Origin of the sequence: Pseudomonas sp. (genome assembly GCF_050739655.1) — a bacterium.
Lineage (GTDB): Bacteria > Pseudomonadota > Gammaproteobacteria > Pseudomonadales > Pseudomonadaceae > Aquipseudomonas.
Genome location: NZ_JBOIBY010000387.1, coordinates 1 through 17,307, shown reverse-complemented (window position 1 = coordinate 17,307; position 17,307 = coordinate 1). Strand labels below are relative to the sequence as shown.

Sequence of the window (17,307 nt, the reverse complement as noted above, 5' to 3'; positions counted from 1 at the left end):
CGGTCGACGCTCGATTGCTCGCGAAAAACGTTAACGATGACGCGAGCATCCTGAATGGTCGCGGCGTCTACAGGTTTTTCGCGAGCAAGCTCGCTCCCACAGGGATCTGGATCGCCCAACGATTTTGCAATCAATCGCAAAACCTGTAGGAGCGAGGCTTGCCCGCGAAGAACGATGACACGGACTGTCAGGCGAGCTCCGGCTGCTCCGTGCGATGAAGTTGCGCCATGAAACGATCGGCGGGCAACGGGTGCCCGAGCAGATAGCCCTGAAGCGAATCACAACCCAGTTGGGTCAGGAAGTCCTGCTGCACGTCGGTTTCGACGCCCTCGGCGACGATCCGCAACCCCAGCGCCTGACCCAGGGCGACAATCGCGGAGACGATCGCAGCATCATCGCTGTCGCGCTCCAGATCACGCACAAAACCCCGATCGATTTTCAGCTCGTTGGCCGGCAGACGCTTGAGGTACATCAGGCTCGAATACCCTGTACCAAAGTCGTCGATGGACAAGTCGACGCCCATGTCCGACAACTCCTGCAACACAGTCATGCTCGCATCGGCATCACTCATGGCGGTGGTTTCGGTGATTTCCAGGGTCAGGCTGTTGGCTGGCAGATGGTGGGTTGCCAGTGCCTTGGCGACACTCTGGACCAAACCGGTGTGGCAAAACTGCAAGGCGGAAAGGTTCACCGCGATGCGCCAGTCGGTGTAGCCCAACACGTACCATTCGCGCATCTGCCGGCAGGCTTCGTTGAGCACCCATTCGCCAATCGGAATGATCAGCCCGGTCTTCTCCGCCAGTTCGATAAACTTGTCAGGCAACAGCATGCCCTGGGTCGGGTGTTCCCAGCGCAGCAGCGCTTCGGCGCCGACCGGGCGCTTTTTGCTGGCGTCGAACTTGGGCTGGTAATACAGGCTGAATTCGCTGTGCTCCAGGGCATGGCGCAAGTCCTGGAGCAATTGCAGCTGTTTGCGTGCATTACTGTTCATCGAGGCGTCGAAGAAGCTGTAACCATTTTTGCCCGCGCCTTTGGCGTGGTACATCGCTGCATCGGCATTCATCAGCAATTCGTGGGCGTTCTGACCATTGCCCGGATACAGTGCGATGCCAACGCTGGCGGAGATCTGCAAGTCATGCTCGGCAACGCGGAATGAACGCGCGATCAACCCCACCTGACGCGCCGCCAGACTCAATGCGTCATTCGGTTCGCTCAATTGCACCAACAACACAAATTCATCACCACCGATGCGCGCCAGTGTGTCCTGGCTGCGCAAATCCTCGCGCAAACGCAGGCTGACTTCACGCAACAACAGATCGCCCATATGGTGACCGAACGCATCGTTGACCGGTTTGAAGCCATCCAGATCGATGAACATCAACGCAAAACAGCCGCCCTCGCCGTCCACTCGCGACATGGCCTGATCAATACGGTCAGCCAGCAACACCCGATTCGGCAAACCGGTCAGGGTGTCGTGCAAGGCCAGTTGGGTCAGTTCACGATTGGCCTCGGTCAACGAATGGGCAAGGGCTGCGGTGCGAGCCTCCAGGCGTGCATCGAGGATCGAGGTCAACAGTGCGATGCTCAGCACCGCCAGGGTGGTGATCAGTACGAGGTTGTCCAGGCCCGCGCCGTTCAGGCCATTGCTTGCGGCACCACAGAAACTGCCATCGGCGAATTGGGCGGCCGCCATGCCGGTGTAATGCATGCCGACGATGGCGATGCCCATGATGATCGCGGCGCCGCCACGAATCAGCCGTACGAAAGGGGTGTGCTGGCGCAGGTGGAAGGCGATCCACAACGCCGCGCCCGACGCGGCGACCGCAATGAGCAAGGATGCACTGAACAACGTCGGGTCATAGTCGATTCCCGGTTGCATGCGCATGGCTGCCATGCCGGTGTAGTGCATGGCACTGATACCGGCGCCCATCACCAATGCGCCGAACCCCAGTTGCCACAACGGCAATTTTGGCTGAGTGACCAACCACAGGGCAAAACCGCTTGAAAGGATACCGATCAGCAGCGAAAGCAAGGTAATGCTGATGTCGTAGCCCAGATCGATGGGCAAGTTGAAGGCGAGCATGCCGATGAAGTGCATCGACCAGATGCCGATCCCCATGGCCAAGGCCCCGCCCGCTGTCCATAGATGCACGGCCCGCCCCTTGGCCGTGGCGATACGGCCGGTCAGGTCGAGGGCGGTGTATGAGGCGAGAATCGCCACACAAAGCGAAATGATAACCAGCGTAGGGGAATAGCTACCGATGAGCATGCAAAAGGACTCGTAATCACCCCTGTACTGCTTCCATTCTCAGGGGCGCAAATCGGACGATTGTACTGGTTCCAAATGAGAACGCACTCACAAAATTAGCAAAATGCCATCAACCCGATGAAACGCTTGTTTTAAGGATCTACTTTAAGCCGAAAACACTGATCCAGAGCCTTGCTCGTAGCCCCTGTAGGAGCTGGCTCGCCAGCGAAAAACCGGAGGCCACCGCGTGGTGTCAGGCTTAACGCGTCATCGTTAAAGACCATCGCTGGCAGGCCAGCTCCCACAGGTGATCGTGGTGGGTCGATATGGTGTAAACGACACCGGACCCTGTAGGAGCTGCCGAAGGCTGCGTTCTTTTGATCTGGAGGCAGCGATTGCTAGTTGCCACTCACCTGAAGCTGCCCATCCCAGCCACCACCCAGCGCCGCAATCAACTGCACGCTGGCGATCAGGCGGCTCTGCAACAAATCCAGGTTGCTGCGCTCATTGCTCAATGCAGCGGCTTGAACCACCACCACATCGAGATATGCAATCACGCCGGCCTTGTACTGATTCTGGGTCAAGCGCAACGACTCGCGCGCAGCATCCAGCGCCTGTTGGCGCACCACGGCCTCGTCTTGCAACACCTTCAACTGGACCATAAAGTTTTCCACTTCGCGAAAACCGTCGAGCACGGTCTGGCGGTACTTGGCCACGGTTTCGTCATAGGCCGCTTCGCTGCGGTCCACTTCGGCCGAGCGTTGCCCGCCGTCGAACAGGGTCATGGCCATCTGCGGGCCGACTGACCAGAAGCGATTCGGAATGCTGAACAGGTCTTTGGAGGTGCTACTGCTGTACCCCCCATTCAGACTCAAGGTGAAATCCGGGTAATAGGCGGCTTTGGCCACGCCGATGTTGGCGTTGGCGGCGATCACCGAGCGTTCGGCGGAGGCAATGTCCGGTCGCCGTTCCAGCAACTGCGATGGCAGGCCCAGCGGTACCTGCGGCAATGCCGGGATGTTCTCGGTCTCCGCGAGGCTGAACTCGGCCGGTGGCAAGCCGATCAGCACCGCAATGGCGTTTTCGAACTGGGCGCGTTGCCAGATCAGATCGACCATGTCCGCCTCGGTGCCCTTGAGCTGCGTCTGCGCCTGAGCCACCGCATCCTTGCCGGACACGCCAGCGCGGTATTGGTTTTCGGTCATTTTCAGCGATCGCTGATAGGCCTCGACGGTCGCCTCCAGCAGACGCTTCTGCTCGTCGATCACCCGCAACTGCAGGTAATTCTGCACCAGCTCCGACTGCTGGCTCAGGCGCATCGCCGCCAGATCGGCAAAGCTGGCCTCGGCGTTGGCGGTGTCGGCTTCCAGCCCCCGACGCAGCTTGCCCCAGATATCCGCTTCCCAACTGACGCCGGCCTGCGCGGTATAGGTGTCGCGAATACCACTGGAGGAACTGGTCAGGCTTGAACTGCTGCTACCGGTCCCCTGGCTGGAACGGTTTTTCCCCATGGTCAGGTCGACGGTGGGGAAAAACGCGCCCCGGGCGCTACGCACCAAGGCCTGGGCCTGACGATACTGGGCTTCGGACTGGGCTACGGTCTGGTTGGAGCTGTTGAGCTGCTCGATCAGGCCATTGAGTTGTTGATCGCCGTACAGCTCCCACCAGGCACCACGGGCCAGGGAATCGCTCGGGGTGGCCTGACGCCAGCCAGCCGCTTCCTTGTATTGCGCCGGCGTGGCGGCGGGCGGTCGCTGGTAATCCGGGCCGATGGCGCAGGCGCTGAGCATGGCCACGCACAGCGACAGGCTCAGCAACCGCGAGCCTCGAGCGGTGATCAGCGGTGCAGCCAGGTTGAACAGCGAACGGTCAGTCATAGCGGAGTTTCCAGAGCAGCATCAGAACGCACCCCACGCCAGTGGTTGAAGCGATGGCGCAGTTTGTCGAGATAGAGGTAAACCACCGGAGTGGTGTAAAGGGTCAGTACCTGGCTGAAGATCAGGCCGCCAATGATGGTCAGGCCCAGCGGCTGGCGCATTTCCGCCCCCTCCGCACGGCTCAGCAACAACGGCAAGGCACCAAGAATCGCTGCCAGGGTGGTCATCAGAATCGGCCGCAAACGTTGCAAACAAGCGTTGCGGATCGACTCCAGCGGTGCCATCCCCTGCTGGCGTTCCAGTTGCAGCGCCAGGTCGATCATCAGAATGGCGTTTTTCTTCACCACGCCAATCAACAGGAACAGGCCAAGCAATGAAATCAGGCTGAATTCGCCCCCCAGCACATAGATCGACAGCAATGCACCGACGCCCGCCGACGGCAGGGTCGAAAGAATGGTCAGTGGATGAATGTAGCTTTCATAGAGCACGCCCAGTACCAGATACACCGCCACCAGCGCGCCGAGGATCATGAACGGCTGGCTCTTCTGGGTCGCGGCGAAGGCATCGGCCGTACCGGCCATTTTCGCAATCACGTCTTCCGGCAGGCCGACAGAGGCAATGGCGCGCTCGATGGCGGCGCTGCCCTGCTCCACCGTCACGCCTTCGGCCATGTCGAAGGCAATGCTTTCCGATGCGAACTGGCCTTCATGGCTGACCCGATCGTCTTCCAGGCTGCTTTCGTAATGAGCGATGGTCGACAGCGGAATCCGGGCGCCATCGGCGGTGATCACCTGGACCTGCTTAAGGGTGATCGGGTCCTGGGCGTACTTGGGATTGACCTCCATCACCACCTGATACTGGTTGAGGCTGTCGTAGATGGTGGAAATCTGTCGCTGGCTGTAGGCGTTGTTCAATACCGCCGTGACCATGTCCATGTCGACACCCAGGCGCTTGGCCTGGTCTCGATCGACGATCAACGTCACTTGCTGGGCGCCACGGCCTTCGCGAGCGTCGATTGCCGTCAGCTCCGGCAAGGCCTTGAGCGCGGTGACGACTTTCGGATACCACTCGCGCAGTGCCCCAAGGTCACCACTCTGCAGGATGTAGGAATACTGCGACGAGGTCTGCTCGCGGCCACCGCCAAATTGCAGGTCCTGGTCGGCCATCAGCATCAGTTGCGCCCCGGGCACCTTCGGCATTTCCTTGCGCAGCCGCTCGATGACCTTTTGCGCGGAAATATTGCGTTCCTTGATCGGTTTCAAGCGCACCAGCATGAAGGCATTGTTGGTGCCGTTGCTGCCACCGATGAAGCCGGCGACGCTTTGCACGGCGTCGTCCTTGAGCACGGCGCGGCGGAAAATCTCCATCTTCGGTTGCATCACGCTGAACGACAGGCCGTCGTCACCACGGACGAAACCGATCAGCTGACCTGTATCCTGCTGTGGAAGAAATGTTTTAGGAACAACAACATACAACGCAATGTTAACGCCAACTGTCACGATCAGACTGAGCAATGTCAGGCGCCGATGACGCAGCACCCAGTCCAGACTCGTCGCGTATTTGCCCACCATCCATTCATTCGCCCGATGACTCCAGCGTTGCAGACGGTTTTCCTGGCCAGGGGTGTGCGGCTTCAGCCAGCGGGCGCAGAGCATCGGGGTCAGCGTCAGCGAGACCAGTAGCGAGACGACGATGGAGGCTGCCAGGGTGATGGAAAACTCGCGAAACAGGCTCTGGATGATGCCGCCCATGAACAGGATCGACAGGAACACAGCCACCAGCGATACGTTCATCGACAGCAAGGTAAAGCCGACTTCCTGCGCCCCGAGATAGGCGGCCTTCATCGGTTTCACGCCTTCGTCGATGTGACGGGAGATGTTCTCCAGCACCACGATCGCATCGTCCACCACCAAACCGGTGGCCAGGATCAACGCCATCAACGACAGGTTGTTCAGGGAAAATCCGTAGAGGTACATCACTGCAAAGGTGCCGACCAGCGACACCGGTACCGCCAGCGTGGGAATCAGCGACGCACGGAAGTTACCGAGAAACAGGAACACCACCAGAATCACCAGGGCCACGGCGATCAACAGGGTCATTTCCGCTTCGTGCAGGGTCGCCTTGATCACCGGCGAACGGTCCATGGCCAGGTTCAGTTTGACGCTGGCCGGTAGCACCGCTTGCAGCGCGGGCAACTGAGCCTTGATCTCGTTGACCGTCTCGATGATGTTGGCACCCGCCTGACGGTTGATCACCAGCAATACCGCAGCGTCATCGTTGAAGAAGCCGCTGTTGTAGCGGTCCTCGACGCCGTCGCTGACCTTGGCCACATCCTTCAGGCGCAGGGCTGCACCGTCCGCATAGTGGATGATCAGCGACTCATAGTCCTTGGCTTTCTCCAGTTGGTCGTTGGCCTGCACCTGCCAAAGGCGCTGGTCGTCTTCCACCGAGCCTTTGGGCCGGCGCACGTTGGCATTGGCGATGGTCTTGCGCACATCGTCAAGGGCGACGCCGTACTGGTTGAGCGTCTGGGGTTCGAGTTCGATACGCACGGCCGGCAAGGAGCTGCCGCCAATCTGCACTTCGCCCACGCCCTGCACCTGGGACAGGCTCTGGGACAGGATGGTCGAGGCCAGGTCATACAACTGGCCCTTTTCCAATACATCCGAGGTCAGCGACAGCACCATGATCGGCGCCTGGGACGGGTTGACCTTCTTGTAGGTCGGCATGCTGCGCATACCGCTGGGCAGCAGGTTGCGCGAAGCATTGATGGCCGCCTGCACCTCCCGCGCCGCGCCGTTGATGTCGCGGTCCAGGTCGAACTGCAGGATCACCCGGGTCGAGCCCTGGCTGGAGCGGCTGCTCATGGTGTTGACCCCGGCGATGGCGCCGAAGGAACGCTCCAATGGCGTGGCCACGGTCGAGGCCATGACTTCCGGGCTGGCACCGGGCAGGCTGGCTTGCACCACGATCACCGGGAAGTCCATTTGCGGCAGCGGCGAAACCGGCAGCAGGCCGAAGCTCACGCCGCCCAGCAACATGATTGCCAATGAAAGCAGCATGGTTGCCACAGGGCGTTTAATGAAAGGACCCGAGAGATTCATAGGTGGTAACCACTAGCTGCAAGCCACAAGCTGCAAGAAAAAAGCAGGATTCGCGCAGGTTTTGACTTACGGCTTGAAGCTTGAACCTTGTAGCTCGCCGTCATACCACCACCTCTTTCGAGTCAGATTTGCCAAAGCGGCGTCCCAACCGATCGAAGTACAGGTAGATAACAGGCGTGGTAAACAGCGTCAGAATCTGGCTCAGCAACAGGCCGCCGACCATCACCAGACCCAGCGGCTGGCGCAGTTCCGCGCCGGAACCGGTGGCCAGCATCAGTGGCACCGCGCCGAACAACGCCGCCAGCGTGGTCATCAGGATCGGCCGGAAACGCAGGAGTGCCGCCTGATAGATCGCCGTCTGCGGGTCCAGGCCCTGGTTGCGTTCAGCATCGAGCGCAAAGTCGATCATCATGATCGCGTTTTTCTTCACGATGCCGATCAACAGGATGATGCCGATGATCGCGATCATCCCCAGGTCGTTACCGCTCAACAGCAACGCCAACAAGGCACCAACCGCCGCCGAGGGCAAGGTCGAGAGAATGGTGATCGGGTGGATGTAGCTCTCGTAGAGCACGCCCAGCACGATATACATGGTCACCACCGCCGCCAGAATCAGCAGCAAGGTGCTCGACAACGACGCCTGGAAAGCCTCGGCTGCGCCCTGGAACTGGGTCTGCACGCCAATCGGCATGCCGATGTCCTTCTGCACCTGCTCGATGACTTGTACCGCATGGCCCAACGCCACGCCGGGCGCCAGGTTGAACGACATCATCACCGCCGGGAACTGGCCGATATGGGTGATCGCCAGTTGCGCCTGACGCTCTTCAATGCGCGCAAGGCTCGACAAACGCACCTGACCGCCGTCGGTGGTCTTGACGTGGATCTGGTCCAGCGCCTGCGGACCGATCTTCTCGCCTGACTGCGACTGCAGCACTACCCGATACTGGCTGGCCTGGGTGTAGATGGTGGAAATCTGCCGCTGGCCGAAGGCGTCATACAGCGCGTCGGTGATGTTCGATACAGAGACCCCGACCCGCGACGCCGCATCGCGGTCGATCACCAGATAAACCTGCAAACCCTTGTCCTGCAAATCACTGGCAACGTCTGTCAGTTCCGGCCGGTCGGCCAGGGCCTCAACCAGACGCCCGCTCCACAGGCTGAGCAGTTCGGAATCCGGCGAAGACATGCTGAACTGATACTGCGTACGGCTGACACGGTCCTCAATGGTCAAATCCTGCACCGGCTGCATGTACAGGCGGATGCCGATCAGTTTGTTCAGTTCCGGTTGCAGGCGTGCGATCACGTCGATCGCGCTCAGGTCACGGTCGCTGTGGGATTTGAGGTTGATCAGCAAGCGGCCGCTGTTGAGCGTCGAGTTGTCGCCATCGACGCCGATGTAGGACGACAGGCTTTCGACGGCCGGATCGGCCAGGATCACCTTGGCCAGTGCCTGCTGACGCTCGCTCATCGCCGCAAAGGAAATCGACTGCGGCGCCTCGGAAATCCCCTGGATAACCCCGGTGTCCTGCACCGGGAAGAAGCCCTTGGGCACTACCATGTACAGGACCACCGTCAGCGCCAGGGTGCCTATGGCCACCAGCAGCGTCAGCGGTTGGTGCTTGAGTACCCACTGCAATTTGCGCCCGTAGGCGGCGATCATCCAGTCGATGAACGCGCCGCTGGCGCGGTAGAAGCGGCCTTGTTCATCTTCCTTTGGTTCACGCTTGAGCAAGCGTGCGCACATCATCGGCGTCAAAGTCAGGGAAACAACGAGGGAAATCAGGATCGCCACCGCCAGGGTGATGGCGAATTCGCGGAACAACCGCCCCACCACGTCCGCCATGAACAGCAGCGGGATCAGTACCGCAATCAGCGAAAGGGTCAGGGAAATGAGGGTGAAGCCGATCTGTTTTGCGCCCTTGAGCGCCGCGTTCAGCGGGGTTTCGCCCTCTTCGATATACCGGGAGATGTTCTCCAGCATGACGATTGCATCGTCCACCACAAAACCGGTGGCGATGGTCAGGGCCATCAGGGTCAGGTTATTGACCGAGAACCCGGCGAGGTACATCACACCGAATGTACCGATCAGCGACAGTGGCACGGCCACCGACGGAATGATCGTGGCGCTGGCCCGGCGCAGGAACAGGAAGGTGACCATGACCACCAATACGATTGCGATCAGCAGTTCGTGTTGCACGTCCTTGACCGAGGCGCGAATGGTCTGGGTGCGGTCGGTCAGCACCACCACATCAAGGCCGGCTGGCAAGTTGTCGGTGATGCTCGGCAGTAGCGCCTTGATCCGGTCGACCACTTCGATGACGTTGGCGCCGGGCTGACGCTGGATGTTCAGCAGCACGGCCTGGTTTTCATTGGCCCACGCCGCCAGACGCTCGTTCTCGGCGCCATCGACGATCTCGGCCACATCTTTGAGGCGTAATGGCGCGCCGTTGGCGTAGGCCAGGATCAGGTTGGCGTAGTCCTTGGGCGAGGTCAGTTGATCGTTTGCATCGAGCATCGAAACCCGGGTCGGGCCGTCGAAGTTGCCCTTGGGCTGGTTGACGTTGGAGGCGCTGATCAAGGTGCGCACATCCGAGAGGTTCAACCCGCTGGCCGCCAAGGCCTCGGGGTTGACCTTGATCCGCACCGCCTGGCGCTGGCCACCGGCAATGCTGACCATGCCGACACCGCTGATCTGGGCAATCTTTTGCGCCATGCGGGTGTCGACCAGGTCATTGAGCTTGGGCAACAGCATGGTCTTTGAGGTGATCGCCAGGGTCAGTACCGGCGTATCGGCCGGGTTGACCTTGTTGTACACGGGCGGTGCCGGCAGATCGCTGGGCAGCAGGTTGGTTGCTGCGTTGATCGCCGCCTGCACCTGTTGTTCGGCCACGTCCATGTTGATATCGAGGCTGAATCGCAGGGTCAACACCGAAGCACCGCCGGAGCTAGTAGACGCCATTTGCGTCAGGCCCGGCATTTGCCCGAACTGGCGTTCAAGGGGCGCGGTCACGGCGCTGGTCATGACATCCGGACTGGCGCCGGGATAGAGCGTCATGACGCGAATGGTCGGGTAATCCACCTGAGGCAAGGCCGACACTGGCAGCAACCGATAGGCGATCACACCGGCGAGGATGATGGCCAGCATGCTCAGCGTGGTCGCTACCGGGCGAAGGATAAACAGCCGCGAGAGGTTCATGCGCCGCCCTTTTTCGCCTTGTCGACGGGTGCCGGCTCAGTCGTGCTGGCCGCGGACTTTCCCTGTAGATGCCCTGCCGGGCTGGTCGGCACCTGCTGGGGGTCGTTGACCACTTCCACGTCGCTGCCGTCTTTCAAGCGGTCGGTGCCTTCTAGCACTACGCGATCACCCGCGACCAGGCCTTCGGTCACAACGGTGTTCTGACCGTCGCTGGCGCCGATTTTCAACTGGCGGATCTTGACCTTCTTGTCGCCATCCAGGGCATAGACGAAGGTGCCGTTGGTGCCGAACTGGATCGCGGCGGAAGGCGCGAGCACCACGCCCTTAAGGGTGTCGGCCAGCAGGCGCACATTGACGAATTGATTGGGGAATAGCGACTGGTCGCGGTTGTCGTAACGGGCCTTGAATTTCAGGGTGCCAGTGGTGACGTCGATCTGGTTATCAAGGCTCTGCAGTACACCAGTGGCCTGCAACTTGGTATCGCCACGATCCCAGGCCTCGGCTGGCAATTTGGCGCCACTGCGATATCGGGTCAGAACGGTTTCGAGGCTGTTTTCCGGCAGGGTGAACGCCACGCTGATCGGCTGGGTCTGGGTAATGATTGCCAGCGCCGTGGTGTCATTCGCCGCCACAAGATTGCCGACGTCGAGCTGACGCAAGCCCACACGACCGGCGATCGGCGCGCGGATTTTGGTGAATTCGAGATTAAGCTTGGCGTCGTTGACCGCCGCCTGATTGGTCTTGACCGTACCCTGATACTGGCCGACCAGCGCTTCGGCGGTGTCCAGGGTCTGCTTGGCGATGCTGTCTTCGCGGTACAGCCCGCGATAGCGCTCGACATCGACCTGGGCATTTTTCAGCTGCGCCTGATTCTGCAACAAAGTGCCTTCGGCCTGGAGCAGCGCATTCTGGTAAGGACGCGGATCGATTTCGGCCAGCAGATCGCCCGCCTTGACCATCTGTCCTTCTTCAAAATAGATCTTGACCAGCTCACCACCCACGCGGCTACGTACATTGATGGTGTTCAACGCCGTCACCGTGCCCAGCGCCTTGTAATACAGCGGGAAGTCGCCTGTGACCGCTGGCGCCACACGCACCGGAACCGGCCCGGAAGCGCCACCGAAACCCGGACGCATGCCACCCGACCTGCCCGTGTGTCCGGCGACGGCTTTTTGCCCCGCCCCCTCCTTCGGCGCAGCACTACCTGGCCAGAATTTCCAGCACAGGGCAGCGATGACCAGCAGGACAAGCAGGCCGAACAGCCAGCGACGAGGACTACGGGAAGCGGAGGATTGCATTGAGTGATCAACCATTGGGCGCGTGGGCTTCTTTTACATGAGGCTGAACGATAAGCACTGGCGGGTTTTAAGCAAAGCGCCTTTACCGGCAATTTACCTTTGGCTTACGTAACAGGGGTTTTCTGTAAGGTACTGAACCACAAATGAAAACGGCCTGGACAGAGCCAGGCCGTTAAACTTTGTAATGTAATGCTTATTTCAGAACAGCAAGTGCCGCGTCGTAGTTCGGCTCTTCAGCGATTTCGCCAACCAGTTCGCTGTGCAGCACGTTGTCATTTTCGTCCAGAACCACCACGGCACGGGCGGTCAGGCCTTTGAGTGGGCCGTCAGCGATGGCAACGCCGTAGTTCTGGATGAACTCGGCACCACGCAGAGTGGACAGGTTCTGTACGTTTTCCAGGCCTTCAGCGCCGCAGAAGCGGGCTTGGGCGAACGGCAGGTCTGCAGAGATGCACAGCACGACGGTGTTGGCGATGTCGTTGGCCTGGGCGTTGAACTTGCGCACGGAAGTCGCGCAGGTAGGCGTGTCAACGCTTGGGAAGATGTTCAGCACTTTGCGCTTGCCGGCAAAGTCTTTCAGGGTGACGTCGGACAGATTGCCGGCAACCAGGGAAAAGGCTGGCGCCTTGGAACCGGCTTGAGGCAGTTGGCCGTTGACTTGAACCGGGTTGCCTTTAAGAGTGACTTGAGCCATGAACTGAGTCCTTCTGAACGTTGTGGTGGAGAATTTTGACGAGGCCGAAGTTAACCACGAAATTGTCCTGCGACCTACTCCGGATACAAATTGTGGGGAGTTGTCGCACGAGATTGTATGCAAAGCACAAAACCCTGCAGGCGCTGGCTTGGCGGAGCTCCGTATTGCAGCGATGGCGATCTGACATTTACCACTACCATCGCCAGCAATCCGGCGCCTACGGACTTGTGTCGTACTCCACTTCACCCAGCATCCACACCCTGTAGGAGCTGCCGCAGGCTGCGATCTTTCGATCTCGCCTTCAAACAAAATCAAAAGATCGCAGCCTCGTTTCACTCGGCAGCTCCTACAGTTTTCACTGCCGCGTCATTTGTGAGCGATGCAAAACCTGTGGGAGCTGGCTTGCCAGCGATGGCGATCTTACATTCACCACCGCCATCGCCAGCAATCCGGCGCCTACAAATCGAGTCATACCCAACCAACACGACGCACCCGAAACATGGGCTCGGAAAAAGTAAAAATTGTTGTTGCCAGCTTGTCGATTCCGCCGGTGATCGTTCGACTATAAGTGAATCAACCCAATCCCCCGGAGAACCCACCATGCGCTTCATGATCATCATTAAGGCCAGCCAGGATTCCGAAGCCGGCATCATGCCCAGCACTGAACTGCTGACCGCCATGGGCAACTACAACGAAGAACTGGCCAAGGCCGGCATCCTGCTCGCCGGTGAAGGCCTGCACCCCAGCAGCAAAGGCGCCCGTGTACGCTTCAGCGGCGATAAACGCACGGTGATCGACGGCCCGTTCGCCGAAACCAAGGAACTGATCGCTGGTTTCTGGCTGTGGCAGGTGAAGTCGAAAGAAGAAGCCATCGAATGGGTCAAGCGCTGCCCCAACCCGATGCCGGGTACCGAGCCCGAGATTGAGATCCGTCAGGTGTTCGAATTGGATGACTTTGGAGCTGAGTTGACGCCTGAGTTGCGCGAACAGGAGGAACGGGCGTTCGGGCAAACAAAAAAGTGTTGAGTACTTGAGGTCACTTGATCGCTCTATGCAAAACATGGAGCGATCGAACTGTACCTTGCGCGGTTATCAGCCGTGCGCATTAACTTTTTAGTACACAGAAATACTGAAACCCTGCACACAAAATCCACAAATTCAGTCACTTCAACTGGTTAAACACCCGTTAGCTGCTAGCTTCAACTGACATGTCCTACAGGCTTGTTACCAAAAGAATTTGCGTAGCAACGGCCAGCAAGTGCCGCATTGAGCAATGAGCCACCAAGGAATCGGGGAATCATGTCGAACACATTGGGGATGCACGTCTTTTTCCTGGCGACGATGTTTTTGCCTTTCATTCATGCCCGGGCGAATCGCGCCCTCGGGATGAATCTGCAGGATCACTTCACCCCTGAAGTGCTGCAACTCCAACATCCTTACCAATCGCCTGCCGGAGCTAACGCTGTTCGCGAGCTTCAACGTTACTTTTGGGAAATGAGGACACCGCCATGCATATAGCCCTTCGCTCTGCCGGCTTCGCACTGATGACGATGTTCGTCAGTTGCGGCGTGGGTGCCGACATCACAGGCACTCCCCATGAAGCCCGGGACATTGCCAGCATTCCATCTAAAACGATAAACGGAGCCATTCATGATCAAGCCCTGCGTAGTGCGCCCGTTGTTGGCGCTGTGCATCATGGGCGCAAGTCCACTGGTGCTGGCGGTTGAAGGCGGCGTCGGTCGGCCGATCACCGGGCAGCAGGTGTTTTCCAATGCCGGGATCGTGCCGCCGGAACCCGGTTGGGTGATGTCCCTGACCAGCATCTGGTATGACGGCGACCTCAAGGGCAATGCCCAGGTACCCATCGTTGGGGCATTGAGTACCGGGCTGGACATGAAGGTGTCCTACACCATGGCCGACTTCACCCATGTCTGGGACACCGGCAAAGGGCGCTGGAACTACGCCTCGGCTGTCGGCGTACCCGTGCAGTACACCGACGTCACGGCAAGCATCACCGGCCCCCGTGGCCGGACACTGGGTAGCGAAGACACCGGCACCCAGTTCGCCGACATGCTGGTCACGCCGATTGCCGCCGGTTATCACTTTGACGAGGTCAACCATCTCTCGCTCTCGCTGCCGATCTACCTGCCTACCGGTGCCTACAACGACAACCGCCTGGCCAACCCCGGACAGAACACCTACACCTTCATCCCCACCGTCGCTTTCACCCATCTGGACGGCAAGGGTGGCGAACTGACGCTGTCCAGTGGCCTGGAGTTCTACACGGAAAACGACGCCACGGATTATCAGAACGGTGATCTCTTCACCCTCGATGCCCTGTTGACCCACGGTTTCGGTAACGGTTGGGCTGCAGGTTTAGCGGCGGGCTACATCCAGCAGATCAATGACGATTCCGGCTCAGGTGCCACCAGCGGTTTTCGTGGTCGCTCGGTGGGGGCCGGGCCGGTGGTGGGCTGGACCGGCAAGTTTGCCGACGCCCAGGCCAACTTCAACCTGCGCTGGGTACCGGAGTTCGACACCAAGAACCGTCCTGAAGGTAACGGCGTTGCGGTCAACATGACCCTGGCATTTTTCTAGGAGGCGGCATGACAGCACTGAACGATCTCAACGCCCTGCAAGCCAGCATCGCCGAAGCGGTGCTCGGCCAGGACCAGGTGATCCGGCAGATTCTCGTGGGCCTGCTGGCCAACGGGCATCTGCTGCTGGAAAGCCTGCCGGGGCTGGCCAAGACACGCACCGTCAAGGCACTGGCCAAGCACCTGGACGCCAGGATGAGTCGTATCCAGTTCACCCCGGACCTGTTGCCATCGGACATCACCGGCGCCGAGGTGCTGCATCAGGTCGAGGGCAAAAACGAAATACGTTTCCAACCAGGCCCGCTGTTCGGCAACCTGATCCTGGCCGATGAGATCAACCGCGCCCCTGCCAAAGTCCAGGCGGCATTGCTCGAAGCCATGGAAGAGCGGCAAATCACCGTGGCCGGCAATAGCCATGCGCTGCCGGAGTTGTTCATCGTCGTCGCCACCCAGAACCCCATTGAACAGGAAGGCACCTACCCGCTGCCCGAAGCGCAGATGGACCGCTTCCTGATGAAGGTGTTGCTCGACTACCCCAGCGCCGACAACGAAAGTCAGGTGCTGCGCCTGTTACGCGAAGAAGAACAAGCCCTCGGCGCAAAAACCGCATCCGCGCAGGGTTTCGCACTGGAACAGGAAGTGATCTTCGCCGCGCGCCGGGAAGTCAGTGCGGTACACGTCTCCCCCGCCATCGACCGTTACCTGATCGACCTGATCAATGCCACACGCCACCCCGCCGATTTCGATGCCGACCTCGGCCGCTGGATTGCTATTGGCGCCAGCCCCCGTGGCGGTATCGGCCTGGACCGTTGCGCCCGCGCCGACGCCTGGCTACAGGGCCAGGATTTCGTTTCGCCGGACAATGTGCGGGCCGTCCTGCATCCAGTACTGCGCCATCGCCTGCAACTGAGCTACGACGCCGTGGCCGACGGTGTCAGCGCCGATCAGGTACTCGACCGCTTGCTCGACAAAGTGGCCATTCCCGCATGAATGCCGATGGGCTGGTCTACGTGTCTCTGGCGCAATTGATGGCTCTGGAGTTCCAGGCCCGTGATCTGAGTTTCGTCGCCCGTCAGCCCCAAGGCAGCATCCTGGCCGGCAACCACGCTTCACGTTTGCGGGGTCGCGGCTTGAATTTCGACGAGTTGCGCCGCTATCAGCCTGGCGATGATTTGCGTCACCTGGACTGGCGCGCGTCATTACGCACCGGCAAACCGGTGGTGCGCACCTTCACCGAAGAACGCGACCGCCCGGCGCTAATCCTGGTGGACCAGCGCATGTCGATGTTTTTCGGCTCGCAACGCAGTTTCAAATCGGCGGTCGCCGCTGAACTGGGCGCCCTGGCGGCGTGGATGGTGTTCAACGCAGGAGACAGGGTCGGCGGGCTGGTGTTCAACGACCAGCGCATCGACAGCATCGCACCGCTGCGCAGCCGCAAGCGGATCGAGGCGTTGTGCAGCCGCATCGTCGAACAAAACCAGCAACTGAATGCGGGCAACCCAGACGCCGAAGGCCAGGGCCAGCTCGACAAGGTGTTGCAACAGTGCCTGGCCGTGGCCGGCCACGATCACCTGATCTGCATTGTCAGTGACTTTGCCGGCGCGGGCGAACGGACGTTGCAGCTGATGCGCCAGTTGGCGGCGCACAACGATGTGATCGCCATGCAGGTCTACGACCCCTTGGCGCTGAACCTGCCGAAAAATGGCCGCGTGTTGATTACTCAAGGCCAGTTGCAGGTGGAGCTGGCGGTAGAGCGGCGTCAGGTGCACCAGCCACTGGGCGATTTCCTGGGCGGTCGGCTCAAGGACGTTGCCACGCTGCTGCGCCGCAGCCAGGTGCCGTTGATGATGTTCAGCACAGCCACCCAAGCGCAGGAACAATTGCGTACGGAGCTGGGAAAACTCGGCGGGCGTCGGCGATGAATCCGAATATCCCGAGCATCGAGCAACTCAAGGAAATCGCCCTGCCGGCGCCTGTCAGTTATGCACCGCAGACCTGGGGTTGGTGGGTGTTGCTTGGTTTGCTGGTGCTGACCGCGTTAATCATCGCTGCCCGGCGTTATTGGCAATGGAAGCGCGATCGATATCGGCGTGAAGCATTGGCGCGCCTGGCGCAGTTACAGCAGCGCAGTGATGATTTGAATGCATTGCGTGAGCTGCCGGAGTTGCTCAAACGCACCGCCATCTCCCTACCGGATGTACACCGTCACTGTAGGAGCTGCCGAAGGCTGCGATCTTTTTTTGGCTTCAAGCCCGCTGAACATCAACATCAAAAGATCGCAGCCTTCGGCAGC

General features: G+C 59.9%; 12 protein-coding genes. 6 read left to right on the top strand and 6 right to left on the bottom strand.

The genetic code is table 11. The annotated features are described in order from the left end of the window. Window positions 1–187: 187 nt before the first annotated feature. From ACRESJ_RS18905 to tpx, 6 genes are all read right to left on the bottom strand, one after another. A complete protein-coding gene (locus ACRESJ_RS18905) occupies window positions 188–2,269 on the bottom strand; it encodes a putative bifunctional diguanylate cyclase/phosphodiesterase (protein ID WP_431759247.1) in 2,082 nt (693 codons plus the stop codon). Window positions 2,270–2,646: 377 nt separating this feature from the next. Continuing rightward, on the bottom strand, window positions 2,647–4,125 hold the full coding sequence (locus tag ACRESJ_RS18900; protein ID WP_431759246.1) for an efflux transporter outer membrane subunit: 1,479 nt from the start codon (window positions 4,123–4,125) through the stop codon (window positions 2,647–2,649). Continuing rightward, window positions 4,122–7,229 carry an efflux RND transporter permease subunit gene (locus tag ACRESJ_RS18895; RefSeq protein WP_431759245.1) on the bottom strand — a complete coding sequence of 1,036 codons (3,108 nt, stop codon included), beginning with the start codon at window positions 7,227–7,229 and terminating at the stop codon, window positions 4,122–4,124. The genes ACRESJ_RS18900 and ACRESJ_RS18895 overlap by 4 nt, the downstream gene beginning before the upstream one ends. 100 nt (window positions 7,230–7,329) lie before the next feature. Continuing rightward, on the bottom strand, window positions 7,330–10,425 hold the full coding sequence (locus ACRESJ_RS18890) for an MdtB/MuxB family multidrug efflux RND transporter permease subunit (RefSeq protein ID WP_431759244.1): 3,096 nt from the start codon (window positions 10,423–10,425) through the stop codon (window positions 7,330–7,332). Further along, entirely contained in the window at window positions 10,422–11,738 is a 1,317-nt protein-coding gene (locus ACRESJ_RS18885; protein WP_431759243.1) for an MdtA/MuxA family multidrug efflux RND transporter periplasmic adaptor subunit, read from the bottom strand. Before ACRESJ_RS18885 ends, ACRESJ_RS18890 begins: the two co-directional genes overlap by 4 nt. A gap of 178 nt (window positions 11,739–11,916) precedes the next feature. Continuing rightward, the gene (tpx, locus tag ACRESJ_RS18880) at window positions 11,917–12,417 is read right to left on the bottom strand and encodes a thiol peroxidase (protein ID WP_431759242.1); all 501 of its coding nucleotides are present in this window, start codon (window positions 12,415–12,417) and stop codon (window positions 11,917–11,919) included. Between the two features lie 600 nt (window positions 12,418–13,017). Here tpx and ACRESJ_RS18875 point away from each other — a divergent pair. The 6 genes from ACRESJ_RS18875 to ACRESJ_RS18850 form a co-directional block, all read left to right on the top strand. Then, entirely contained in the window at window positions 13,018–13,443 is a 426-nt protein-coding gene (locus ACRESJ_RS18875; protein ID WP_431759241.1) for a YciI family protein, read from the top strand. A 273-nt stretch (window positions 13,444–13,716) separates the two neighbouring features. Then, window positions 13,717–13,935: a hypothetical protein gene (locus tag ACRESJ_RS18870; RefSeq protein ID WP_431759240.1), complete on the top strand. Its 219-nt coding sequence runs from the start codon at window positions 13,717–13,719 to the stop codon at window positions 13,933–13,935. A 132-nt stretch (window positions 13,936–14,067) separates the two neighbouring features. Next, complete coding sequence (locus tag ACRESJ_RS18865; protein WP_431759239.1) at window positions 14,068–15,015, top strand: SphA family protein; 948 nt, start codon at window positions 14,068–14,070, stop codon at window positions 15,013–15,015. Window positions 15,016–15,023: 8 nt separating this feature from the next. Continuing rightward, window positions 15,024–16,004 (top strand): AAA family ATPase, encoded by a 981-nt coding sequence (locus ACRESJ_RS18860; RefSeq protein ID WP_431759238.1) that lies wholly within the window; start codon window positions 15,024–15,026, stop codon window positions 16,002–16,004. Then, window positions 16,001–16,936, top strand: a complete 936-nt coding sequence (locus ACRESJ_RS18855) for a DUF58 domain-containing protein (RefSeq protein WP_431759237.1) — start codon at window positions 16,001–16,003, stop codon at window positions 16,934–16,936. The genes ACRESJ_RS18860 and ACRESJ_RS18855 overlap by 4 nt, the downstream gene beginning before the upstream one ends. Further along, the coding region (locus ACRESJ_RS18850) for a DUF4381 domain-containing protein (protein ID WP_431759236.1) at window positions 16,933–17,307 on the top strand (375 nt) is incomplete at its 3' end. The genes ACRESJ_RS18855 and ACRESJ_RS18850, both read left to right, overlap by 4 nt.